This is a genomic window from Planobispora longispora (assembly GCF_016863135.1).
GTDB classification, from domain to species: Bacteria; Actinomycetota; Actinomycetes; order Streptosporangiales; family Streptosporangiaceae; genus Planobispora; species Planobispora longispora.
Window position 1 is genome coordinate 43,613 of record NZ_BOOH01000062.1, and the last position, 21,921, is coordinate 65,533.

Sequence of the window (21,921 nt, forward strand, 5' to 3'; positions counted from 1 at the left end):
GCGGGGTGGGCGCGGCGGGGTGGGCGCGGCGGGCATAACACGGTGCTGGAACGGTGATGGGATTTCCGCCCGGCCGGAGCGGGGAGGAGGCTGGGGCCGTCACATGCCGAGGAGACGGCCATGCCCATGTTCGTCAGCACCGCCGACCGGCCGGTCGAGGACCGGGCCGCGTTCTGGCGGCACACCGTGTCCCAGGCGTTCGGCCCGCTGGAACTGCAGGCCGAGGCCCGGGAGGGGTTCGACGGCCGGATCGTCGGCCACACGTTCGGCCCGGTCCAGATGAGCGACGTGCGCGCCGTCGCCCACGTGGTCAGCCGCGCCGGACGGCACGTCCTGCCGGGCGGCCCTGACCACTACAAGCTCTCCCTGCTGCTGCGCGGCTCGGGAGTGGTCGAGCAGGCGGGCAGGCACGTCGTGGTCGGCCCCGGCGACCTGGTTCTCTACGACCTGGCCCGGCCGGTCCGGTTCGCGCTCGAGGCCCACCACCTGCTGGCGCTGACCATTCCCCGGTCGGCGATCCCGCTGTCCCCGGCCCACGTGGCGAGCCTGTCCGGCACGCTGCTGGCCAGCCGGAACGGGCCGGGACGGCTGACCGTGTCGTTCCTGACCGCGCTGGCCGCCGACGGTGAGGCGGCGGAGGGGCCGTACGGCGTGCACGTGGGGGAGGCCCTGGTGAACGTGGTGACCGGCGCGATACGGGAGCGCCTGGACGGCGCGCCCCCGGCGGGAGGCGCGCACGCGGAGCTGTTCGAGCGGATCACGGAGTGGATCGAGCGGAACCTGCACCGGCCCGGCCTGTCCCCGGAGGCCGTCGCCCGGGCCCACCACGTCTCGGTGCGCCAGCTCCACCGGATCTTCCAGGCGGCGGGCACCACGGTGGCCGCGCACGTACGGGCACGCCGCCTGGATCACTGCCGCCGCGAGCTGGTGTCGGGGGACCCTCGGGCGGACCGGGTGAGCGTGATCGCCGCGCGCTGGGGGTTCTCCGACCCGACCTCCTTCAGCCGGGCGTTCCGCCGGGCGTACGGGGTCGCGCCGCGCGACTACCGGGCCGACCGCCGGGAGTGCGAGGTCGCGCCGGGTGAGTGCCGGGCGTACGGGGGGCGCGCCGGGTGATCGCCGGGCCTGACGGGGGCGCGGCCGGCCTCGCGGCCGCGCCCCCGTCAGGCCGGTGCCCGGTCAGTCCAGGACGACGACCTGGCGCAGGACCTCGCCGCCCCGCAGCGCCGCCACGGCGTCGTTGAGGTCGGTGAGCTTGATCCGTGCGCTGATCATGCTCTCCAGGTCGAGCTTGCCCGCCTTGTAGAGCCCGGCGAAGAACGGGAAGTCCCGGCGGACGTCGGACCCGCCGTACAGCGAGCTGAGGATGTTCTTGCCCTCGAAGAGCAGGTTGAACGCGGTCAGCGGTACGGTGTCGTCCATCGCGCCCGCGCCCACGACGACCACGTCGCCGCCGCGCCGGGTCGCCTGCCAGGCGGTCATGATGGCGGCGGACTTGCCGACGGCCTCGAAGCCGTAGTCGAAGCCCTGGCCGCCGGTCAGCGTGCCGAGCGCGTCCGGGAGCTGGTCGGGCGTGATCGCGTGGGTGGCGCCGACCTTCTTGGCCAGTTCGTGCTTGGACTCCAGCGGGTCGATCGCCAGGATCGTGGTCGCTCCGGAGATCCGGGCACCCTGGATGATCGACAGGCCGATGCCGCCGGCGCCGACCACGGCCACGGTCGAGCCCGCGCGCACCTTGGCGGTGTTGAGCGCCGCGCCGACGCCGGTGGTGATGCCGCAGCCGATCAGCGCCGCCGCCTCGAACGGCACCTCCGGATCGACCTTGATCGCGCCCTGCCAGGGCACGATGATCTCCTCGGACCAGGTGCCGCACCCGGCCATGCCGAAGGCGGGGGTGTCGCCGCCGTAGCGGAAGCGGGCGTTGACGAAGCTGTCCATGACGTAGGTCATGCACAGGAACGGCTGGCCGACCAGGCAGTTCGGGCAGGTGCCGCAGGCCGGGGTCCAGTTGACGATGACGTGGTCACCGGGCTGGAGACCGGTCACGTGGTCCCCGACCTCGACGACCTCGCCCGCGCCCTCGTGGCCGGGGATGACCGGGAGCGGCATGGGCAGCACGCCGCTGATCACCGACAGGTCGGAGTGACAGACGCCGGTCGCCCTGACCTTGATCCGGACGTCCGTGGGGCCCATGGGGGCAAGGGTGAAATCATCGCGGATGTCGAGCTTGTCGTCACCGACGGCATGCAGAAGCGCACCACGCATGGGGGGATCCCTCCTGTTACTCCTCTAGGGAGAGGGCGGCTTTGGGGCAGGACCGCACGGCGTGCCGGACGCGGTCCGTCATCTCCGGCGGCGGCTCAGGCAGCAGCAGGTGCAGCTGGTCGTCGTCGTCGAGCTCGAAGACCTCCGGAGCGAGTCCTGTGCAGACCGCGTTGGCCTCGCAGACCAGATAGTCGACTTTGACCTTCATGGGAGCCTCCTCAACCGGGCTGTGCCGCTCGACCGTGCTATACCGCGCCGGCGAGCTTACGGTGATCCCAGGAGATCACCCGGGTGGGCTCCACCACGAAGGCGACACGCTTGCGGCCGGTGTAGGCGACGTACTCCGTCAGGAGCTCCTCGGCCTCCGGCATCCCGGCCATCCGTCTGGCCACGTTCATGCCGACGTCGAGGATGCCCTCGGGGTCGTCGATCCTGCGGGCCACGCCGTACACCAGGACTCCGCGCAGGTCGGAGTACTCGTCTCCGGCCTCGATCAGGCAGCTCACCCGGGCGTCCCGCTCGATGTTCCGCGTCTTCTGGGCCTTGCCGTAGGTCCAGAAGGAGATCTGGCCGGCGGTCAGCCCGTAGAACATGGTCACCAGGTGCGGTGTGCCGTCCGGGTTGATCGTGCCGAGCTGGAGCTTGCGTGCCTCGGCGATGAAGGCGGTGACCTCGTCGTCGGACATCACGATGCGGGCGCGCTGGTTCACGGTGCAAAGTAGAACACGTTCCATGGAGGTGGGCAAGAGCCCAACGGAATGTCGTTCTGGTTGTGCGCTTCGCCCTTTCGCCTGGTCTGTGTACCCTGCTTCGATGAGCGACACCGCCCCGCCCCCGATGCCCCCCGACTTGCTGGGCGCCGCGCAGCGCGCCAAGGGGTTCATGCCGCACGCCGAGGGCCTCGCCCTGTTCGAGACCGCGGTCGCGTACGGCCCGCTCGGACCGATCTGCGAGATCGGCACCTACTGCGGCAAGTCCGCGGTCTATCTCGGCGCGGGCGCCCGCCAGGCGGGCTCCGTCGTCCTCACCGTGGACCACCACCGGGGCTCGGAGGAGATCCAGCCGGGCTGGGCGCACCACGACCCCACCCTGGTGGACCCGCGCTTCGGCAAGATGGACTCGCTGCCCACCTTCCGCGCCACGATCGCCTCCGCAGGGCTGGAGGAGGAGGTCATCGCGATCGTCGGCAGGTCCGAGCGGGTCGCGGGGCTCTGGAACACCCCGCTGGCGATGCTGTTCATCGACGGCGGCCACTCGGAGGAGCCGGTGACCGCCGACTACGAGGGCTGGGCCCCGCACGTCATGATCGGTGGCGCGCTGGTCTTCCACGACATCTACCCCGATCCGGCCGCGGGCGGGCAGGCGCCGTACCGGGTCTACCAGCGGGTCCTCGCCTCAGGGGCGTTCAAGGAGGTCCGGCAGGAGGGCTCGCTCCGGGTGCTGGAGCGCGTCGGCCCCGGCATCGGCTGAGCTCCGGATCGATCTTCCCTGTCGCGGCCTGATCTCCCGGTCGCGGCCCGGTCCCTCGGTCGCGGTCCGGCCTCGCGGCGCGGGTCCCGGCCCTTCAGGCGGGCGCCTGGACCTCCCGGCAGCGGCGTGTCCACGCCTTGCGGACTCCCGCGCGCCAGGCCTGGTAGTGCTCGCCGCTGTAGGCGTTGTGGCCCAGGGCGATGAGCGCGGTGTCGGTCCATCCGGCGGCCTCGTCCGCCTCGGCCCCGCACAGCACGGGAGCCGCCGCGGCGGTGTGTCCCGGGACGATCCCGGAGATCAGGCGGGCGGCGCAGCCGAACGCGGCGCCCTGGGCGAGGTGGGCGTGGAACCCGCTCTCGGCCGCCGCCCCGGCCAGGCGCTCCAGGTCGTCCGGGGTCGCGCCCCCGGTGTACGCGGCGGCCATGCCGACGCCGCTCCACAGGTCGGCGCGGCGGCCCGCGGGGAACTCGGCCAGGCGCAGCACGAGGTCCTCCGCCCCGGCGCACTCGTGGAACCAGAGCGCCCGGCCGAGGCCCTGATCGAAGATCGCCCACCGGGTCCGGTCCATCAGCCGGGGCGTGCGCCGGCGCCCGACGGTCCGGTCGGCGGCGAACACGCCCCGGTGGAAGCCGAAGCCGTCGAAGGCCAGCCAGCGCAGCAGCGGGTGGACCGCCCGGACGCCCCACATCGGGCGCAGCCGCATCCGGGCGTAGGCGCAGCCCACGCCAGAGTGGATCATGTGCGGGTACCGGACGCCCCGCCCGCTGAGCAGCGCCCGGATCCGGTGTCCGCCGGTCAGGGTGAGCACGTCCAGCGTCGCGCAGGCCATGCCCGCGCCCTCGTAGGCGAACCCGCGCACGTCCTCGCCGAGGTCGTCGATCCGCTCCGTCTCGCCCGCGACCACCGCGTTGAAGCCGGCCGCGAACGACAGGGCGGCGGCCTCCAGATGCCCGCGTGCCGGGCCCAGGCGGAAGCGGAGCCTGCCGAAGTCCCCCTGCCCCGGATCCTGGCGGAGCAGCCCCCTCAGCGCCCTCAGGGCCCCCGCCCGGCCCGCCCCGGGGGCCTCCGTCGCGCTCCCGGACGGTGCGGCTTCGGACGGTGCGGCTGCGGGCGGTACTGCTCCGGACGGCGCGGTTCCGGACGGCCGGTGATGCGGCCCGGACGGCGGGTGCTCCGCCTCGGGTGACGGGTGCTCCGCCTCGGACGGCCGGGGCGGCGCGTGCTCCGGCGCGGACGCGGTGTGCCCCGGACCGGAGACGTCCGGCGCCCACGTGCCGTCGTCGCGCTGAGCGACTGTCTGGATGCCCTCCGCGTTGCTCACGGGCCGACCGTAGCCAGCCGGGGTCCGCCCCTCAAGCACCGGATCCGATGGTCCGGGCAAAGAAAGGGTCAGCGGAATCCGCGCGGGACGGTCAGCGGGAGTGGGCGTGGCTGCAGCCGCAGGCGGCCGTGGGGCGGTCCGTCGCGTGCGCGCCCGCGTCGCGGAAGACGCCCGCGCCCGCCGTACGGCCGAGCAGGGCGTCGGCGGCGAGCACGACGGCGGCCGCGGTGTAGGCCGAGCGCTCGTACGGGAACCACTTCTCGTTCACGAACTGCCAGCCGGTCCAGTAGGAGCCGTCGTCGTGCCGCAGGTGCTGCATGTCGGCGAAGAGCTTCAGCGCCCGCTCCCGCTCGCCCAGGGCGTCCAGCGCCAGCACCAGCTCGCACGACTCCGCGCCGGTCACCCAGGGCTGGTCGGAGACGCAGCGGATGCCCAGGCCCGGCTCGACGAACGTCTCCCACTCCTCGGCCAGCCGGGCGTGGGCCGCCGGGCCGCGCAGCGCGCCGCCGAGGATCGGGTAGTACCAGTCCATCGAGAAGCGGCTCTTGTCGGCGAACGCCTCCGGGTGGGCGGCCAGCACGTGGCCGAGCTGGTCGGCGGCGAGCTCCCAGTCGGGCTGGGGGTCGCCCAGGTGCTCGCCGAGCAGCACGCCGCAGCGCAGGCCCTGGTAGATCGAGGAGCAGCCGGTCAGCAGGGCGTACGGCGCCGGCCGGCCGTCGGCCGCGCGCTCCCAGACGATCTCGCCCCGGGTGGTCTGCAGCCCGACCACGAAGTCCAGGGCGGCGCGCACGACGGGCCACATCTCCCGGGCGAAGCGCTCGTCCCCGGTGACCCGCAGCTCGTGCCAGACGCCGACCGCGACGTAGGCCGCGTGGTTGGACTCCCCGCCCTTCTCGACCGCCTCGCCCTTGACGAGCTTCATCGGCCAGGACCCGTCGGCCCGCTGGGTGCGCGCCAGCCAGTCGTAGCCCCTGCGGGCCGGCCCGGTCAGCCCGGCCACGGTCATCGCCATCAGGCACTCGACGTGGTTCCAGGCGTCCACGTGACCCTCCGGCCAGGGCACGCCGCCGTCGGGCTCCTGCACGGCCGCGATGCTCCGGGCGGTCTCGACGACCTGCTCCCACGTCAGGGGAAAGCCCGCGGGATCCTCCTCACCGGAGGATCTCGCGGCGTCGCCGTACCCGGGGGCCTGCTCGGTCACGAGGGCTTCCGGACGTAGAGCACCACGCTCTTGCCGATGAGCGGGTTGAGCAGGGCCTCGGCGATGCGGGTGGCGGCCGGGCGCTTCATGATGTCCCAGACCAGGATCTCGTGGTACGCCTTGGCGAGCGGGTGATCGTCGTTGTTGACGCCGACCGCGCACTTGATCCACCAGTACGGCGCGTGCAGGCCGTGGGCGTGGTGGTGCGGGCCGATGCGGAAGCCGGTGGCCTTCAGCTTGGCGCTGAGCTCGGCGAGCGTGTAGATCCGCACGTGCCCGCCGGGGGCGGTGTGGTAGTCCTCGTCCAGCGCCCAGCAGATCCGCTCGGGCAGGAAGCTCGGCACCGTGATCGCGGCGTGGCCGCCGGGCTTGAGCACCCGGAAGATCTCCCGCATCGCCGCCATGTCGTCGGGGATGTGCTCCAGCACCTCCGCGGCGATCACCCGGTCGAAGCTGGCGTCCTCGAACGGCATGTCCAGCGCGTCGCCGGTCACGGTCTCGGCCGTCGCGCCCGGGGGCACCTCGCCGCCCTTGTCCATCGCGGCGAACATGCTCGCCACGCCTTCCAGCTCCGCCGCGTCCATGTCGAAGGCGACCACGTCGGCGCCGCGGCGCAGCACCTCGAACGCGTGCCGCCCGCCGCCGCAGCCCAGGTCGAGAACTCGGGTGCCGGGCCCGACGGGCAACCGGTCGAAGTCGACAGTCAGCACTTGCCGCTCCTTGCAGGGGATGGTGATGATTACTTCGCGCGCCGGGCCGCGATGGCCTCGCGGTAGGCCTCCACGGTCCGCTGCGCGACGACGTTCCAGGTGAAGCGCTCCATGACCCGGTCGTAGCCCTTCCTGCCGACCGCGGCCCGCTCCTCGGGGGAGTCGTGCAGGCGGCGCAGCACGGCGGCCAGCTCCTCCGGGTCGCCCGGGGCGACCTGGATGGCCGCGTCGCCGACCACCTCGGGCAGCGCGCCGGTCCGCGAGGCGACCAGCGGGGTCCCGCAGGCCATGTGCTCGACGGCGGGGAGCGAGAAGCCCTCGTAGAGCGAGGGGACGACCGAGATCTCCGAGGTGGCGATCAGCTCGCCCAGCTCGTCGTCGGAGATGCCGTGCACGAACCGGACGCGGTCCCGCAGGGAGAGCTCGGCGACGAGTTTCTCGGTGGGGCCGCCCGCGGTCGGCTTGCTGACCACGGTCAGGTTCACGTCGCGCTCGGTGGCGAGCTTGGCGACCGCGCGCAGCAGCGTCGCCACGCCCTTCATCGGGGAGTCGGCGCTGGCCACCGCGACGATCGAGCCGGGCCGCTTGGGCAGCTCCGGGCGCGGGTGGAAGTAGCGGGTGTCCACGCCCAGCGGGATGAGCCGCATGTTGGCCTGGGGCACGTTGAAGTCGCGGTGGATGTCGGCGAGGGAGGACTCGCTGACGGTGAGGATCGGGTTCAGCCGGGGGGCGACCTTGGCCTGCATCCGCACGAAGCCGTACCACCGCCGCAGCGAGAACTGCTTGCGCAGCGGGGCGGCCTTCAGCTCGATCCGCCGGTCCACGCTGATCGGGTGGTGGATGGTGCCGACCACCGGGAACAGCTTCTGGATGCCGAGCAGGCCGTACCCGAGCGTCTGGTTGTCCTGGACCACGTCGAAGTCGCCGACGCGCTTGGCCAGCTCGCGGCGGGCGCGCAGGGTGAAGGTCAGCGGCTCGGGGAACCCGGCCGTCCACATGGTCGCGACCTCGAGCCAGTCGATCCAGTCGCGGAACTCGCCCAGGCCGGGCGTGCGGAAGGGATCGTCGTCGCGGTACAGGTCCAGGCTGGGGACCTTGTTGAGGATGACGCCCTCGTCCAGCTCGGGGTACGGCTGGCCGGAGAAGACCTCGACGTGATGCCCGAGCGCGACGAGTTCACGGCTGAGATGACGCAGGTAGACACCCTGGCCACCGCAGGTCGGCTTGCTGCGGTAGGACAACAGCGCGACCCGCAGCGAATCACCATCCGGCACGGCAACCCCTTCCTCACCCTGTCCGAGCGAGGACAGGTACCGTGAAAGATGACCTTAGACCTCGGACCATACCATTCGATAGTCCTGGCCTGCTTAATGTGGAATTGTGTCCAACAACACCCTCACCAGGCACGAGCTGCGATGTTAGCCTGACCGAATCCGGCTCAGTGGAACGTGTTCTAGATGCGATGTGATCGATGAGGTGCTCACATCGGAGCAGAGCGGTACATTCGCCAGTCAACACCACACTGTTCGGGCGAGAAGACGGTCCGGGCGAGAGCCCTGCCCGACGAGCAAGGAGGACGCGTTGGCCAGGCGCGCGCTGATCACCGGCATCACCGGACAGGACGGTTCCTACCTGGCCGAGCATCTGCTCAGTGAGGGCTACGAGGTCTGGGGCCTCGTCCGGGGGCAGGCCAACCCCCGGGTCTCCCGGGTGCGCAAGCTCCTGCAGGACGTCCAGCTCGTCCGGGGCGACCTGCTCGACCAGGGCTCGCTGATCTCGGCGGTGGAGAAGGTCCGGCCGGACGAGGTCTACAACTTGGGCGCGATCTCGTTCGTGCCGATGTCGTGGGAGCAGGCGGAGCTGACCGCCGAGGTCACCGGCATGGGCGTGCTGCGCATGCTGGAGGCCATCCGGGTCTGCTCGGGCATCTCCTCGCGGACCGCCGCGGGCTCCGACCAGATCCGCTTCTACCAGGCGTCGTCCTCGGAGATGTTCGGCCAGGTCCGCGAGACCCCGCAGGCCGAGACGACCCCCTTCCACCCGCGCTCGCCGTACGGCGTGGCCAAGGCCTACGGCCACTTCCTGACCCAGAACTACCGCGAGTCCTACGGCATGTTCGCCGTCTCCGGGATCCTGTTCAACCACGAGTCCCCGCGCCGCGGCGCCGAGTTCGTCACCCGGAAGGTCTCCCTGGGCGTGGCCCGCATCAAGCTCGGCCTGGCCTCCGAGCTGCGCCTGGGCAACCTGGAGGCCCGCCGCGACTGGGGCTACGCGGGCGACTACGTCCGCGCGATGCACATGATGCTCCAGGCCGAGGCCCCCGAGGACTACGTGATCGGCACCGGCCGCACCCAGTCGGTGCGCGAGCTGGTCGAGGCGGCCTTCAGCGCCGCGGGCCTCGACTGGGAGCAGTACGTGGTCTGCGACCAGGCCCTGCACCGCCCGGCCGAGGTCGACCTGCTCTGCGCCGACCCGAAGAAGGCCCGCGTCCAGCTCGGCTGGGAGCCGTCGGTCTCCTTCGAGGAACTGGTGGCGACGATGGTCGAGGCCGACATCAAGCTCCTGTCCGAGGGCGGCGACCCCGACCAGGACTCCTCCTGGCCCTGACCCCGCAGGCCGCAGATCAGGCGGATCTCGCCACGGCCGGTGGAACCTGGCGGTGGCTCCCCGTGTCCCCGGCTCTGAAGGGGATGGTCAGGAGCCGAGGATCAGGCCGGTGCAGGAGGTCAGGAGGGCCAGGGCCGAGACCGCGAACGCGCCGATCATCGCGGCTCTGCGGCCGCGCCGGATGCCGAAGCCGTACAGCACCATGACGGGGATGAAGGCCACGCAGAGCGGGACGAGGGCGAGCAGGCCCACCGAGGCCCAGACGCCCCGCTCGCCCGTGGGCACGACCCGGTCGCCCTCGGGGGTGAGGGCGGCGGGGAAGACCTCGCCCGCCTCCGCGTCCGGCACGGTGTCGATGACGATCGGCTCGCGCGCCGGGTCGTCGAAGGTGAACCGGGCGTCGCAGTCGTAGCGCCCCTCGCCGAGGTCCTCGCACGACAGGACCTCGGCGGTGCCCGGCGTGCCCCTGTCGCCGAGCGCGATCTCCAGGCCGGGACGGGTCGTGTCGACGACGACGTAGGCCAGCAGCAGCATCAGGCCGATCAGGAAGAGCATCGTCACCGGCCCGGCGACCGGTCCGGTGAGCCCTCGTTCCCGGGCGGGAACGCGCGCCTTGCCGGACGGCGTTCCGGGGCGGGCCCGGCCGCCGGCGGCTCCGGCCCCGCCGGCCGCGCGCTCGGAGGGCCGCCGGGCGGGCTTCTTCCCGGACCGGGGCTTCCGTCTGGCGTCTGGCATGCGCGTCATGTTCCCGAGCGTGGCGGATGGCACTTGAGGATCGGCTGCAGTCTATTGACGGGCGGGTGGTGCCCGGGACCGCGCCGGCGTTCGGAGCGGTACGGAAGGGCAGGTCAGGGCCGCTCGCCGCGGGCTCTCAGCGTCCGCTCAGCATGGCTCAGCGTGGGCACAGGATCGCCGGGGCACCGTGGAGGCGATCTTTCACACGGTTTGATCCCCATCGCCCGCCACCTCACGGGGCCTGTCACAGAGGAGTCCGTCATGCTGGTCCACGCCACAGGTCCGGGGCACCGGACGCACCCGGAAGACCTCCTCAACGGCCCGGTCCTCTCCGCCGGGCTGCACCGGGTGGAGAAGCGCCTGAACAGTCTGAGCAACTCCTCCCGGCTGCCCCTCATCAACCGCGCGGCCGGGCGGATCACCGGTGCGGGCGGCAAGCGGCTGCGGCCCGCGCTGACCCTGGCCACCGCGCTCGCGCTGGGCGGGCGGATCGACCGGCGGACGGTGACCGCGGCGGCGTGCGTGGAGCTGATCCACGCGGGGTCGCTGGTCCACGACGATCTGATGGACAACGCCGCGGAACGGCGCGGCGTGCGGACCGTCAACGCCGAGCTGGGTAACGGCGGAGCGCTGGTCGTGGGCGACTTCATGGTGGCCAGGGCCTGGCTCGCCGCGTTGTCGTCGACCTCCAGGGCGGTGGCCGAGACGCTGGCCACCACGCTGGTCGAGCTGGCCGAGGGCCAGTTCCAGGAGACCGCCGACCTCTTCGACGCCGGCCGTACCCCCGCCGACGCCCTGGAGTCGGTCCGCCGCAAGACCGCCTCGCTGTTCCGGACGAGCTGCGTGGTCGCGCACCGGGACGGACAGGCCATGGCGGAGTACGGCGAGCGGTTCGGGACGCTGTTCCAGATCCTCGACGACCTGCTCGACCTGGCCTCCACCGCGGAACTGCTCGGCAAGTCGGTGGGCAACGACCTGAGGCAGGGCGTCTACAGCTTCCCGCTGCTGACCGCGCTGGAGCGGGACTGCGGGGACCTGCGCCCGTTCCTGGGGCGGAGGCTGACCGAGGACGAGATCACGGTCGTCCTCGCCCGGCTGCGGAACAGCTCCATGGCCGGGGAGACGATCGCGCACTGCCGCGCTCTGGCCGCCGACGCGCTCGCCGCGCTCCCCGGCATCGCCGACCCGGAGGCCGCCGCCTTCCTGCGCGGCCTGCCGTCCGCCTACGTCGACCGGGCGGAGGCGTCGCTCGCCGGGTGAGCGGGCGGCCGGGTCGCGGGCGGCGCGTTCAGGTGAGCGTGACCGGCAGCTCCTTGATGCCGTTGATGAAGTAGGAGCGCAGGCGGCGGACCGGACCGGCCTGGGCGAGCTTGGGCAGCCGGTCGGCCAGGACCTCCAGCATCACCCGGAGTTCGAGCTTGGCCAGGTGGTTGCCGAGGCAGAAGTGGGCCCCGCCGCCGCCGAAGCCGATGTGCGGGTTGGGGTCGCGGCCGATGTCGAAGACGCCGGGCGAGTCGAACACGTCCTCGTCGCGGTTGGCCGAGCTGTAGAACACCACGATCTTGTCGCCCTCGCGGACCGGCTGGCCGCCGATCACCGTGTCGGCGGTCGCCGTACGGCGGAAGAGGTTGACCGGGGAGGCCCAGCGGACGATCTCGTCGGCCGCGGTGCCGGCCAGGGAGGGGTCGGCCACCAGCCGGGCCCACTGGTCGGGGTGCTCGAAGAGGGCGAGCATGCCGCCGGAGGCCCCGTTGCGGGTGGTCTCGTTGCCCGCGACGAGCAGCAGCAGCACGAACAGGTCGAACTCGTCCTCGCTGAGCGCCTCGCCGTTCTCGGCGGGCTGCAGGAGCTTGGTGATGATGTCGTCGCGGGGCTCCGCGCGCCGCTGGGCCGCCAGCTCGTTGGCGTAGGCGTAGACCTCCATGGCGGCGGCGTGCCCCTCGGCGGGGTCGGCGGCGTAGTCGGGGTCCTCGGCGCCGATCATCCGGTTGGACCAGGAGAAGATCTTCTGCCGGTCCTCGACGGGCGCGCCGAGCAGCTCGCAGATCACGTACAGCGGGAGCGGGGCGGCGATGTCCCGGACGAAGTCGACCGAGGGGCGGCCCTTGGCCTCGTCCACCAGGTCGTGGCAGATGTCGCGGATGTGCTGCTCCAGCTGCCCGATGATCCGCGGAGTGAAGCCCCGGTTGACCAGGGAACGGCGCCGGGTGTGCTCCGGCGGGTCCTGGTTGAGCATCATCAGCCGCTGCATCTCGCGCTCGGCCTCGGGGATCTCGTTGAACAGGGCGAGCTTGCGGCTGGAGGAGAACAGCTCCGAATGGCGGGAGACATGGACGACGTCGGCGTGCTTGGTCACCGCCCAGAAGGGGGGCCAGTCCCGCGCGTCGTCGCCGTGGTGGCGGTAGACGGGGGCGTTGGCCCGCAACCAGGCGAGCTGCTCATGCGGTGGCCCGTGCTGCGCGTAGAGATCCTGATCGACGAGGTCGATGTCCATGTGCCCTCCTGGAAAGGCGTACGTGCAGGGAAGCACGGAGCATGCGGGCGCGGCCCGGCGCCAAGCACTTGATCAAGCGCTTGGTCGGACTATTTTCTGAAACGTGTTCTATTACGCCGCGCGGGAAGAGTCAAGGGCCGGCGGTGTGACGGCCGCCTGCCGGACGTGTGACAGTCGTCTGCCGGGCACGGGACGGCCGCCCCGGGCCCCGGCGGCCGCGCGGTCCCTATCGGCGCAGCCGGACCAGGCAGGGAGTCGTCGAGAGCAGCTCGCGCGCCAGCTCCCGATCCCCCCTGACGACCGCCCCGACCGCCTCCGGGTCGCGGCGGTCGGCGAACAGGAAGCAGAACTCGATGACGTCCATGACGATCGTCGACTCCGGCCCCCCGGCGTCCTCGCCCAGACGGATCAGCCAGGTGCCGCCCCCGGGGCCGGTGAGGACCAGCTCGGCCACGCCCGTCACCGATCCGCCGCCGGCGCGGTGCGACAGGGGCAGGGAGCGGCATCCCATGTCCGCCATCGCGTACACGTGGTCGAACACCGGCTCCGGCAGGAGGATTCCCGTGACATTGCATATGTCCGTGCAATGCACCCAGGTCTCGAAGGCGCGGTTGGTGAGGTGATCCCTGGCCCGCAGCCGCAGCCCGCTCGCGACGATCTTCTCGTCGGCCAGGCCCGGCTCCGCCGCGCTCAGGAGCTCGCAGAGCGCGGCGGCCTGGGCCCGCCACCGCGCGAGCACCTCGTCGCGGCCCAGGCCCGCCGCGAGCACCTCGTCGGTGTACGCCTCCGGATCGTCGCTCGACGGCGGCCCTCCCGGCAGCGACGCGCCCAGCGCCGCGGCCAGCAGCCGGTCGGAGGCCATGAGATGGGCGATGACCTCATGGGCCATCCATCCGTGGATTACCGGCGCAGACCACGCCTCATCGGTCAGTTCAGGGAGTAACGCCTCCAGCGCCGCCACTCTGGCGGCGTACGGAGCCGCGTACGCGGGAACGGGATGGGCGGGTCTGCGCCGTGCCAGTGCGGCTCTCAGAACGTCGTCACGGGTCACGTCCCTCATTCGACGAGCCGTCCCGTTAAGATCACATCGCGATCTTCCTTTCCGGGCCGGACCGCATGATTTCCGGGTCCCGGGAGTCAGTCCGGGACCCGGCGGAGCCACTCCTCGACGTCGGCGACGTGCACCGTGGCCCAGGCGCGGGCGACCTCGGGGCGGCGGGAGGCGATGGCCTCGCAGATCGCGGCGTGCTGCTCGCGGGTCCTCTCCAGGGCGTTCTCCCGCACGAGGCCCTCCCAGACGCGGGCGCGGGTGTTCGGGCCGGACAGGCACCCCAGGAGGGAGCAGAGCACCGCGTTCCCCGAGCCCTCCGCGATGCGCCGGTGGAAGCGCAGGTCGTTGTCGACGAGCTCGGCCACGCTGGGGTTCTCGGGCAGCGAGGCGAGGATCTCCCGCAGTTCGGCGATCTCGGCGTCGGTCATCTCCGTCGCGGCCATCGCGGTGGCCGCGGGCTCCAGGATCCGGCGGACCTGGAAGAACTGGAGCACGGTGTCGTCCCGCTGGAAGTCGACCACGAACGCCATGGCGTCCAGCAGGAGGTTCGGCTCCAGGCTGGTCACGTAGGTGCCGTCCCCCTGGCGCACGTCCAGCACGTTGATCAGCGTCAGGGCGCGCACCGCCTCGCGCAGGGAGTTGCGGGACAGCCCCAGCCGCCCGGCGAGGTCGGCCTCCTTCGGGAGTCTGCTGCCCGGCGCGAGCTCGCCGGACAGGATCATCTGCTTGATCCTGTCGATGGCGGCGTCGGTGACCGCCACGCTTCACCTCCCGGAGACTCGCCCAGACGTCCGATGTCTAGGAGTGTATGGCGGGCGGTGGATGGTGCGGACCTTCCCCCGTGCCGGGGTTCTTCCCGCGCATCGGAGTCCCTTCTCCGCGCCGGGTTCCTTCCTGAGCGCCGGGGTCCTCCGCGCGCGCCGGAGTTCCCGGTCGCGCCGGGGCGATCAGGGGCGCAGGGCGAACCGGACGCGGTCGGGGCCCGCCGTACGGCGGACCACCCCGCGCACCTCCAGCGCCCGCAGGTGCGCGGCCGCCTCCCCGGCGGCCATACCGCGCATCGTCGGCGACAGCTCCGCCCAGGGGCGGTTCCAGGTCATCCGCCCGGCGACCTCCCAGATGGTGAGCGGCTCGTGCTCCCGCGCCAGCAGGGAGGCGAGGGCCAGCAGCTTCTCCTCGTGGTGCGCGTGGATCTCCATCGCCCGGTCCGCCGAGCCGGGGAAGGTCCATTCGTGCGCGGGCAGGGTCTCCAGCTCGCCCAGCTCCGCCACCTTCTCCAGGGAGGCCATGAAGTCGCCGAGCGGATCGACGTCGTCGCGGTCGTAGGGGTAGACGCCGACGTGCGGGGTGATCCCCGGCAGCACGTGGTCGCCGGTGAAGAGCCGGTCGGCGTCCCGCAGGTGGAGGCAGACGTGACCGGGGGTGTGGCCGGGCGTCCAGACCACCCGGAGCTCGCGGCCGGGCAGGTCGACCAGGTCCCCGTCGTGCAGTTCCCGGTCGGGCGGGGCGGGCGGCCGGGGCCGCTGCGCGGTCACCTCCTCCACCTCGGACGCGTCGGCCCCCGCGCGTCTGAGCATGTCGGCCTGGAAGCTGCGGTGCTCCCTGTCCTGGAGCTCGTTCATGAGCCTGACCAGGGCGGCGTCGGCCTCGTGCATGGCGATCCACGCCCCGGACTCCTCCCGGACCTGCCCGGCGAGCCCGGCGTGGTCCGGGTGGAAGTGGGTGACCACCACGCCCCGGACCTCGCGCACGCCGATGCCGGCCGAGTCGAGGCCGTCCCGGAGCGCCAGCCAGGCGTCGGGGTGGTTCCAGCCCGCGTCGACGAGGACCGGCCCGCCGGGGGACTCGATCGCGTAGACGAGCGTGTAGCCGAGCGGGTTGCCCGGGATGGGGACCGGGACGCTCCACACCCCGCCGCCGAGGTCGGTCGGGCGCTGCTCGCTGTACGGCCTGCGGCGGGTCTTCAATGCGGACGCTCCCGGTTCGAAGGGTTGCTCGGTCGTTCCCCGCGAGGGGGCCCGCGGTGTCCTCGGACGTTTCCGGCGGCGACCTCCGGAGGGGCGCTTCCGGGACGCCGTCAGACGCGTTCGAGGATGGTCGCGGTGGCCAGGGCCCCGCCCGCGCACATCGACACCAGCGCGGTCGAGGAGTCGGACCGCTCCAGCTCGTGCAGGGCGCTGGTGATCAGCCGGGAGCCGGTGGCGCCGACGGGGTGGCCGATCGCGATGGCCCCGCCGTTGGCGTTGACCCGGTCCAGGTCCGGCCCGTGCACCGACGCCCATGACAGGACGACCGAGGCGAACGCCTCGTTCACCTCGAAGCGGTCGATGTCGTCCACGGTCATCCCGGCCGTGGACAGGACCTTGGCGGTGGCGTCCACCGGGCCGTCCAGGTGGTAGTACGGCTCGGAGCCGACGAGCGCCTGGGCGAGGATGCGGGCGCGGGGGCGCAGGCCGTGCCGGGCGGCGGCCTCCTCGCTCATCAGCAGCACCGCCGCGGCGCCGTCGGAGATCTGCGAGGAGGTGCCCGCGGTGTGCAGGCCGTCCTCGCCGAGGACCGGCCGGAGCGCGGCCAGCCCCTCCGCCGTGGTCTCGCGCAGCCCCTGGTCCCGCTCGACCGTGCGGCTCTCGCCGGTCGGCTGCCCGTCCTGGCCGAGGACCGGCGCGGTCACCTTGACGACCTCCCGGTCGTAGCGCCCGTCGGCCCACGCCTTGGCGGCCAGCCGCTGGGACCGGGCGCCGAACCAGTCGAGCCGCTCGCGGGTCAGCCCGCGCCGCCGGGCGATCCGCTCGGCGGCGGTGAACTGGTCGGGCATGTCGATGGACCAGTCGTCGGGGCGGGGGCTGGCGGGCAGCACGTTGCTGCCGAGCGGCGCCCGGCTCATCGCCTCCACGCCGCAGGCGACGCCGGCCTCGATGACGCCCGCCTGGATGAGGGCCGCGACGAGGTGCACGGCCTGCTGGGAGGATCCGCACTGCGCGTCGACCGTGGTCACGCCGGTCTGGTACGGCAGGCCCGCGTAGAGCCAGGCGTAGCGCCCGACGTGCCCGCCCTGCTCGCCCGCCTGGGTCACGCACCCGGCGAAGACCTGCTCGACGATCGCCGGGTCGATCCCGGCCCGGTCCACCAGGCCGTTCAGCGCGGCGGCGAGCAACGCCTGCGGTTTCAGACCGGCCAGGTGGCCGTTCCGCTTGCCGATCGGAGTGCGCACGGCCTCGACGATCACTGCACCCATCCGAGATCTCCTCGTCTGACGGCCCGGAGCCCGCGCCCGGCTCCAGAACAACGCTCCAGTCGCCTTCGCATGCGACTGTAACGAGTTCTAGTTTCAGGCGGAAGGCGTGGCCGTGAAATCGGCGAGGAGGCGGGCGGCGGCGATCTCGACGCGGCGCTGGACCTGCTCGTGGGTGCGGCGCCCTCGCAACATCTCCAGCAGTTCGTGGACCCAGACGCTGGAGAGCGAGCCCGTGAGGGCGAACTGCTCCTCGGTGGCGGTCTCCGCGGTGAGCCCGTCCCCGGCGACGCGGAGAAGCAGGCCCGCCATGCGGTCGCCGAAGGGGGTCTCCACCTCGGCCATGATCAGCGAGCGGATGAGCGCGTCGGCCAGCTCGGGCTCGCGCATGAGGCCCCGGGTGGCCCGCATGAGGACGTCGACGGCGCGGCCGGAGGGCGTGACGGCGCTGGGCGGGCGGCGCTCGATGCTGTTCTCCAGCAGGTCGATCTCCTCGCCGACGACGGCGACGACCAGATCCATCTTGGAGGGGAAGTAGCGGTAGAGCGTGCCGAGCGCCACGCCCGCGCGCTCGGCGACGGTGCGCATCTGCATGGCCTCGACGCCGCCCCGCGAGGCGAGGGCGGCGGCGGCCTGCACGATCCGCTTGCGCCGCTGGTGCTGACTTCTCGTGCGGACGCCGGTGGATGCCGGTTCGCTGGCCACGCCGGGGGCCCCCTTGCCTGTGGACGGTCCGGCGGTGCTCGGTGCGGAGGTGCCGGTGGCGCGCGAGGTGGGCGCCGCCTCGATGGTCGCATGCGGAGTGCGCATAAGAACACGTTATCTGACTTCTGTGTACTCCGGCTGGTTACTGGCCAGTCACAAGGATGCCGCAACTTACACGGCTTATGCCCCATAAGAGCATGTTGTGTTTCTCCGTTATGGATAGCCTCTGGACAATTAATAGAATCTGTTCTACTTTTCGAGCGGCTGCCTGAGGACCCTCCCGGGAGGCGCGATGTCAGGGGAAGCTGCCGGAGACACACTGGCGGAGCTGCTGGAACGGCGTGCCGGAGACGACCGGCCCGGCCTGCTCTTCGAGGAGCGGGTCTGGAGCTGGCGGGAGTACGTCGCCGAGTGCCGGGCCCGCGCGGCCCGGCTGGACGCCCGGGGCAAGGCCGTCCACGTGGGCGTCCTGTTCGACAACGTCCCCGAGTTGCTGTTCCTGCTGGGCGGCGCCGCGCTGTCCGGCCATGTGATCGTCGCCCTCAACCCGACCCGCGGCGCCGCCGAACTCGCCCAGGACGCCGACGCCACCCACGTGGACCTCATCCTCCACGACCCCGCCTACGCCGGCCTCGCCGACCGGGTCGCCGCCCTGCGGACGGCCGGGCCCGGCGGCGCCGACCGGGCCGGGGACGACGGGCTGGTGATGCTGATCTTCACCTCGGGGACCTCGGGACGGCCCCGGGCGGTGCGCGTGACCCAGCGGAAGATCGCGGTGCCGGGCACGAGCCTGGCGGCGCTGCTCTCGCCGCAGGACGTCGTCTACTGCGCGATGCCGCTGTTCCACTCGGGGGCGATCATGGCCGCCTACGCGCCCGCCCTGGCCTCCGGGGCCGCCCTGGCGCTGCGCCGGAAGTTCTCCGCCTCGGGCCTCATGGCCGACGTCAGGCGGTACGGCGTGACCTACCTGCACTACGTCGGCAAGGCCCTGTCCTACGTCCTGGCCACCCCCGAGGCCCCGGACGACCGGGACAACACCCTGAAGATCGCCTTCGGGAACGAGGGGAGCGCCACCGCCACCCGCCGGTTCGGCGAGCGCTTCGGCTGTCACGTCATCGACGCCTTCGGATCCACCGAGACCGCGATCGCGATCACCCCCGACCCGTCCGGCCCGCCCGGCAGCCTGGGCCGGCTCCCCGAGGGCATCGAGATCCGCGACCCCTCCGGCCGGAGATGCCCGCCGGCGGTCATCGAGAACGGCCGGCTGCTCAACGCGGACGAGGCCGTCGGGGAACTGGTCAACACCGGCGGGCTGGGCCTGTTCGACGGCTACTACAACGACCCCGACGCCGACCGCGAGCGCGTCCGCGACGGGGAGTTCTGGTCCGGGGACATGGCCTACGCCGACGGGAACGGCTACGTGTTCTTCGCCGGGCGCGGCACCGAACGGCTCCGCGTCGACGGGGAGAACCTCGCGGTCGCCCCGATCGAGGCGGTCGTCCGCGAGTTCCCCGGCGTGGTCGAGGCCGCCGTCTACCCGGTCCCCGACGCGGCGGCCGGGGACCAGGTCATGGCCGCCCTCGTCATGGAGGGCCCCTTCGACCCCGGCGCCTTCGCGGATTTCCTGGCCGGCCGCCCGGAGATCGGGGCCAAAGCCGTGCCCCGATACGTCCGCACGGCCGCGGAGCTGCCGCAGACCCCGTCCAACAAGATCATCAAGCGGCTGCTCGCCGCGGAGGCGTGGCGGACCGGCGACCCCGTGTGGTGGCGCCCGCCCCGCGAGCCGGGCTGGCGGCGGCTGACCCCGCAGGACGTCACGGAGATCGAGCAGGAATTCGGCCGGCACGGCCGAGAGCACCTTCTGGAGCGCTAGTGGACTTCAATCTTGACGAGACGCAGGAAGACCTGCGCAAACTCGCCGCGGAGCTGTTCGAAGGGGAAGCTCCCACCTCGCGGATCGAGGCGCACGAGGCGAGCGGCGCGCCGTACGACGCGGGACTGTGGCGCTCCCTGGCCCAGGCGGGCCTGCTCGGCGCGTGCCTGCCCGAGGAGGCGGGCGGCGCGGGGCTCGGGCCGGTGGAGATGGCCGTGATCCTGCGCGAGACCGGCGCCCGCGTCGCGCCCGTCCCCGTCCTGCAGAGCCTGGTCACGGCGGCGACCATCGCCCGGTACGGCTCCCGCGAGCAGCGCGAGGCCCTCGCCCCGCTGGCCGAGGGGGAGATCGTCCTGGCCGCGGCGCCGCGCGAGTCCGGCCGCGCCCTGGGCGCCGCCCCGGCCGTCACGGCCCGGCGGGAGGGCGGGGGCTGGGTCCTGCGCGGGCGCACGGGCGCGGTGCCCTACGGAGCCGAGGCGGCGAAGGTCCTGGTGCCCGCCGCGACCGGCGCCGACGACGGGATCGGGCTGTTCCTGATCGAGCCGGGGGCCGCCGCGGCGACGCCCGTGCCGCTGTCCACCGGGGAACCGGGGGCCGTGTTCACCCTGGAGGACGTCCCCGGCGAGCCGGTCGGCGCCGCCGACGGCGCGGCCTTCGCCGGCCTCCGGCGGATGACGACGGCCGGGACCATCGCCACGGTCTCCGGCGTGCTGGCCGGGGCGCTGGCGCTGACCACCGCCTATCTCAAGACCCGCAGGCAGTTCGGCCGGGCGCTGGCCGAGTTCCAGGCGGTGACCGTGCAGATCGCCGACGTCTACATCGCCGGCCGGGCGCTGGACGTGGCCGTCTGGTCGGGCGCCTGGCGGCTGGCCGAGGGACTGGAGGAGGAGGCCGACGCCGACCTGGCCATCGGGGCGTTCACCGCCGCCGACGCCGCGGTCCGGGCGCTCTACACCTGCCAGCACCTGCACGGCGGGATCGGAGTGGACGTGAGCTACCCGCTGCACCGCCACTTCGCCTGGACCAAGCACCACGCCCACCTGCTGGGCGGGGCGCAGGCCCAGCTCGACACGATCGGAGCACTCGTCTGATGCTGATCGACCTGACCCCCGAGCAGAAGCAACTCCGCGACGAGCTGCGCGAGTACTTCCGGGGCTGCCTGACCGCCGAGGACCGCAGGAAGATCGCCGACGATCCGTTCGGCGACGCCTACATGGAGCACTGCCGCCGGCTCGGCCGCGACGGCAAGCTCGGGATCGGCTGGCCCAAGGAGTACGGCGGCGGCGGATACGGCCCGCTGGAACAGCAGATCTTCGCCAACGAGATCGCCCGGGCCGAGGTGCCGTACCCGCTCATCACCGTGCAGACCGTCGGCCCGACCCTGATGCAGTACGGCACGCAGGCGCAGAAGGAGTCCTTCCTGCCCCGCATCCTCGCCGGGGAGTGCCACTTCGCGATCGGCTACTCCGAGCCGGAGGCGGGCACCGACCTGGCGTCCCTGCGCACCACGGCGGTCCTGGACGGCGACCACTACGTGGTCAACGGCCAGAAGATCTTCACCTCCGGCGCGCACTACGCCCAGTACATCTGGCTGGCCGTCCGCACCGACCCGGACGCCAAGAAGCACCGCGGCATCACGATGATGATCGTCGACTGCTCCGACCCCGGCTACTCCTGGACCCCGATCATCACCATGGACGGGCGGCACCACACCAACTCCACCTACTACTCGGACGTGCGCGTCCCGGTGGACATGGTCGTGGGCGAGGTGAACAAGGGCTGGGACCTGATCGTCAACCAGCTCAACCACGAGCGGGTCACGCTCGGCCCGGCGGGCAACCTCGGGCACACCTACGACCGGTTCCTGCGCTGGGCGCGCAACACCGGGCTGATCGGGGAGCCCGAGGTGCGCCGGGCGCTGGGCCGGGTGTACGCCTACTTCCGCACCAACGAGCTGCTCAACTGGCAGGTGGCGGCCAACATGGACCTGGGCTGGCTGGGTGCTCCCGACGCCTCCGCCACCAAGGTCTACGGCTCGGAGCGCACGCAGGAGATCGGCCGGATCGTCGGCGACATCCTGGCGCGCTACGGCGACCCGGCCGACCCGGAGACGGCGGAGTTCGTCGACCGGCTCGACCACGGCGTCAAGGGCGCGCTCGTGCTCACCTTCGGCGGCGGCGTCAACGAGGTGCAGCGCGAGCTGATCGCCATGCTCGGCCTGAACCTGCCGAGGCCGCCGCGATGACCGTGACCACCG

Annotated in this window: 21 protein-coding genes; 7 read left to right on the plus strand and 14 right to left on the minus strand. The window is 72.5% G+C overall.

The genetic code is table 11. The annotated features are described in order from the left end of the window. The first annotated feature begins 120 nt into the window (after nucleotides 1-120). Complete coding sequence (locus Plo01_RS35020; RefSeq protein WP_203895061.1) at nucleotides 121-1,116, plus strand: AraC-like ligand-binding domain-containing protein; 996 nt, start codon at nucleotides 121-123, stop codon at nucleotides 1,114-1,116. A gap of 63 nt (nucleotides 1,117-1,179) precedes the next feature. Here the strand turns inward: Plo01_RS35020 and Plo01_RS35025 are convergent, their stop codons facing one another. From Plo01_RS35025 to Plo01_RS35035, 3 genes are read right to left on the minus strand one after another with little or no spacing between them, the layout of a single operon-like run. Then, the gene (locus tag Plo01_RS35025) at nucleotides 1,180-2,265 is read right to left on the minus strand and encodes an alcohol dehydrogenase catalytic domain-containing protein (protein ID WP_203895062.1); all 1,086 of its coding nucleotides are present in this window, start codon (nucleotides 2,263-2,265) and stop codon (nucleotides 1,180-1,182) included. A gap of 16 nt (nucleotides 2,266-2,281) precedes the next feature. Next, nucleotides 2,282-2,473 carry a ferredoxin gene (locus Plo01_RS35030; RefSeq protein ID WP_203895063.1) on the minus strand — a complete coding sequence of 64 codons (192 nt, stop codon included), beginning with the start codon at nucleotides 2,471-2,473 and terminating at the stop codon, nucleotides 2,282-2,284. A 37-nt stretch (nucleotides 2,474-2,510) separates the two neighbouring features. Beyond that, entirely contained in the window at nucleotides 2,511-2,975 is a 465-nt protein-coding gene (locus tag Plo01_RS35035; protein ID WP_203895064.1) for a pyridoxamine 5'-phosphate oxidase family protein, read from the minus strand. Nucleotides 2,976-3,078: 103 nt separating this feature from the next. Here Plo01_RS35035 and Plo01_RS35040 point away from each other — a divergent pair, with 103 nt between their 5' ends. Continuing rightward, on the plus strand, nucleotides 3,079-3,735 hold the full coding sequence (locus Plo01_RS35040) for a class I SAM-dependent methyltransferase (protein WP_239317683.1): 657 nt from the start codon (nucleotides 3,079-3,081) through the stop codon (nucleotides 3,733-3,735). 94 nt (nucleotides 3,736-3,829) lie between these two features. Here Plo01_RS35040 and Plo01_RS35045 read toward each other — a convergent pair whose 3' ends face one another. The 4 genes from Plo01_RS35045 to Plo01_RS35060 form a co-directional block, all read right to left on the minus strand. Further along, a complete protein-coding gene (locus Plo01_RS35045) occupies nucleotides 3,830-5,056 on the minus strand; it encodes a DUF1702 family protein (protein ID WP_203895065.1) in 1,227 nt (408 codons plus the stop codon). A 91-nt stretch (nucleotides 5,057-5,147) separates the two neighbouring features. Continuing rightward, nucleotides 5,148-6,185: a prenyltransferase gene (locus Plo01_RS35050; protein WP_203895100.1), complete on the minus strand. Its 1,038-nt coding sequence runs from the start codon at nucleotides 6,183-6,185 to the stop codon at nucleotides 5,148-5,150. Between the two features lie 68 nt (nucleotides 6,186-6,253). Beyond that, a complete protein-coding gene (locus Plo01_RS35055; RefSeq protein ID WP_203895066.1) occupies nucleotides 6,254-6,967 on the minus strand; it encodes a class I SAM-dependent methyltransferase in 714 nt (237 codons plus the stop codon). A 29-nt stretch (nucleotides 6,968-6,996) separates the two neighbouring features. Further along, nucleotides 6,997-8,241: a glycosyltransferase family 4 protein gene (locus tag Plo01_RS35060; protein ID WP_203895067.1), complete on the minus strand. Its 1,245-nt coding sequence runs from the start codon at nucleotides 8,239-8,241 to the stop codon at nucleotides 6,997-6,999. A gap of 307 nt (nucleotides 8,242-8,548) precedes the next feature. Between Plo01_RS35060 and Plo01_RS35065 the strand changes: the two genes are divergently transcribed. After that, the gene (locus tag Plo01_RS35065; protein ID WP_203895068.1) at nucleotides 8,549-9,574 is read left to right on the plus strand and encodes a GDP-mannose 4,6-dehydratase; all 1,026 of its coding nucleotides are present in this window, start codon (nucleotides 8,549-8,551) and stop codon (nucleotides 9,572-9,574) included. An 87-nt stretch (nucleotides 9,575-9,661) separates the two neighbouring features. Here Plo01_RS35065 and Plo01_RS35070 read toward each other — a convergent pair whose 3' ends face one another. Then, entirely contained in the window at nucleotides 9,662-10,318 is a 657-nt protein-coding gene (locus Plo01_RS35070) for a hypothetical protein (protein WP_203895069.1), read from the minus strand. A gap of 252 nt (nucleotides 10,319-10,570) precedes the next feature. On the opposite strand from Plo01_RS35070, the gene Plo01_RS35075 reads away from it, so the two are divergent. Next, a complete protein-coding gene (locus tag Plo01_RS35075; protein WP_203895070.1) occupies nucleotides 10,571-11,569 on the plus strand; it encodes a polyprenyl synthetase family protein in 999 nt (332 codons plus the stop codon). A gap of 28 nt (nucleotides 11,570-11,597) precedes the next feature. On the opposite strand, the gene Plo01_RS35080 is transcribed toward Plo01_RS35075, so the two are convergent. From Plo01_RS35080 to Plo01_RS35105, 6 genes are all read right to left on the minus strand, one after another. Further along, nucleotides 11,598-12,803 (minus strand): cytochrome P450, encoded by a 1,206-nt coding sequence (locus tag Plo01_RS35080; protein WP_203895071.1) that lies wholly within the window; start codon nucleotides 12,801-12,803, stop codon nucleotides 11,598-11,600. 226 nt (nucleotides 12,804-13,029) lie between these two features. Next, complete coding sequence (locus tag Plo01_RS35085) at nucleotides 13,030-13,863, minus strand: maleylpyruvate isomerase N-terminal domain-containing protein (RefSeq protein ID WP_239317686.1); 834 nt, start codon at nucleotides 13,861-13,863, stop codon at nucleotides 13,030-13,032. 77 nt (nucleotides 13,864-13,940) lie between these two features. Then, entirely contained in the window at nucleotides 13,941-14,615 is a 675-nt protein-coding gene (locus Plo01_RS35090; RefSeq protein ID WP_203895073.1) for a FadR/GntR family transcriptional regulator, read from the minus strand. 186 nt (nucleotides 14,616-14,801) lie between these two features. Continuing rightward, on the minus strand, nucleotides 14,802-15,821 hold the full coding sequence (locus Plo01_RS35095; RefSeq protein ID WP_203895074.1) for an MBL fold metallo-hydrolase: 1,020 nt from the start codon (nucleotides 15,819-15,821) through the stop codon (nucleotides 14,802-14,804). 110 nt (nucleotides 15,822-15,931) lie between these two features. Further along, nucleotides 15,932-17,089 carry a steroid 3-ketoacyl-CoA thiolase gene (locus tag Plo01_RS35100; protein WP_203895075.1) on the minus strand — a complete coding sequence of 386 codons (1,158 nt, stop codon included), beginning with the start codon at nucleotides 17,087-17,089 and terminating at the stop codon, nucleotides 15,932-15,934. A gap of 93 nt (nucleotides 17,090-17,182) precedes the next feature. Further along, nucleotides 17,183-17,896, minus strand: a complete 714-nt coding sequence (locus tag Plo01_RS35105; protein ID WP_203895076.1) for a TetR family transcriptional regulator — start codon at nucleotides 17,894-17,896, stop codon at nucleotides 17,183-17,185. 187 nt (nucleotides 17,897-18,083) lie between these two features. On the opposite strand from Plo01_RS35105, the gene Plo01_RS35110 reads away from it, so the two are divergent. Genes Plo01_RS35110 through Plo01_RS35120 form a run of 3 tightly spaced genes read left to right on the plus strand, consistent with a single transcriptional unit; the run spans nucleotide 18,084 to nucleotide 21,909 of the window. Further along, nucleotides 18,084-19,664, plus strand: a complete 1,581-nt coding sequence (locus Plo01_RS35110) for an AMP-binding protein (RefSeq protein ID WP_203895077.1) — start codon at nucleotides 18,084-18,086, stop codon at nucleotides 19,662-19,664. Next, the gene (locus Plo01_RS35115; RefSeq protein ID WP_203895078.1) at nucleotides 19,664-20,755 is read left to right on the plus strand and encodes an acyl-CoA dehydrogenase family protein; all 1,092 of its coding nucleotides are present in this window, start codon (nucleotides 19,664-19,666) and stop codon (nucleotides 20,753-20,755) included. Before Plo01_RS35110 ends, Plo01_RS35115 begins: the two co-directional genes overlap by 1 nt. Further along, on the plus strand, nucleotides 20,755-21,909 hold the full coding sequence (locus Plo01_RS35120; RefSeq protein ID WP_203895079.1) for an acyl-CoA dehydrogenase family protein: 1,155 nt from the start codon (nucleotides 20,755-20,757) through the stop codon (nucleotides 21,907-21,909). Before Plo01_RS35115 ends, Plo01_RS35120 begins: the two co-directional genes overlap by 1 nt. Nucleotides 21,910-21,921: the final 12 nt, after the last annotated feature.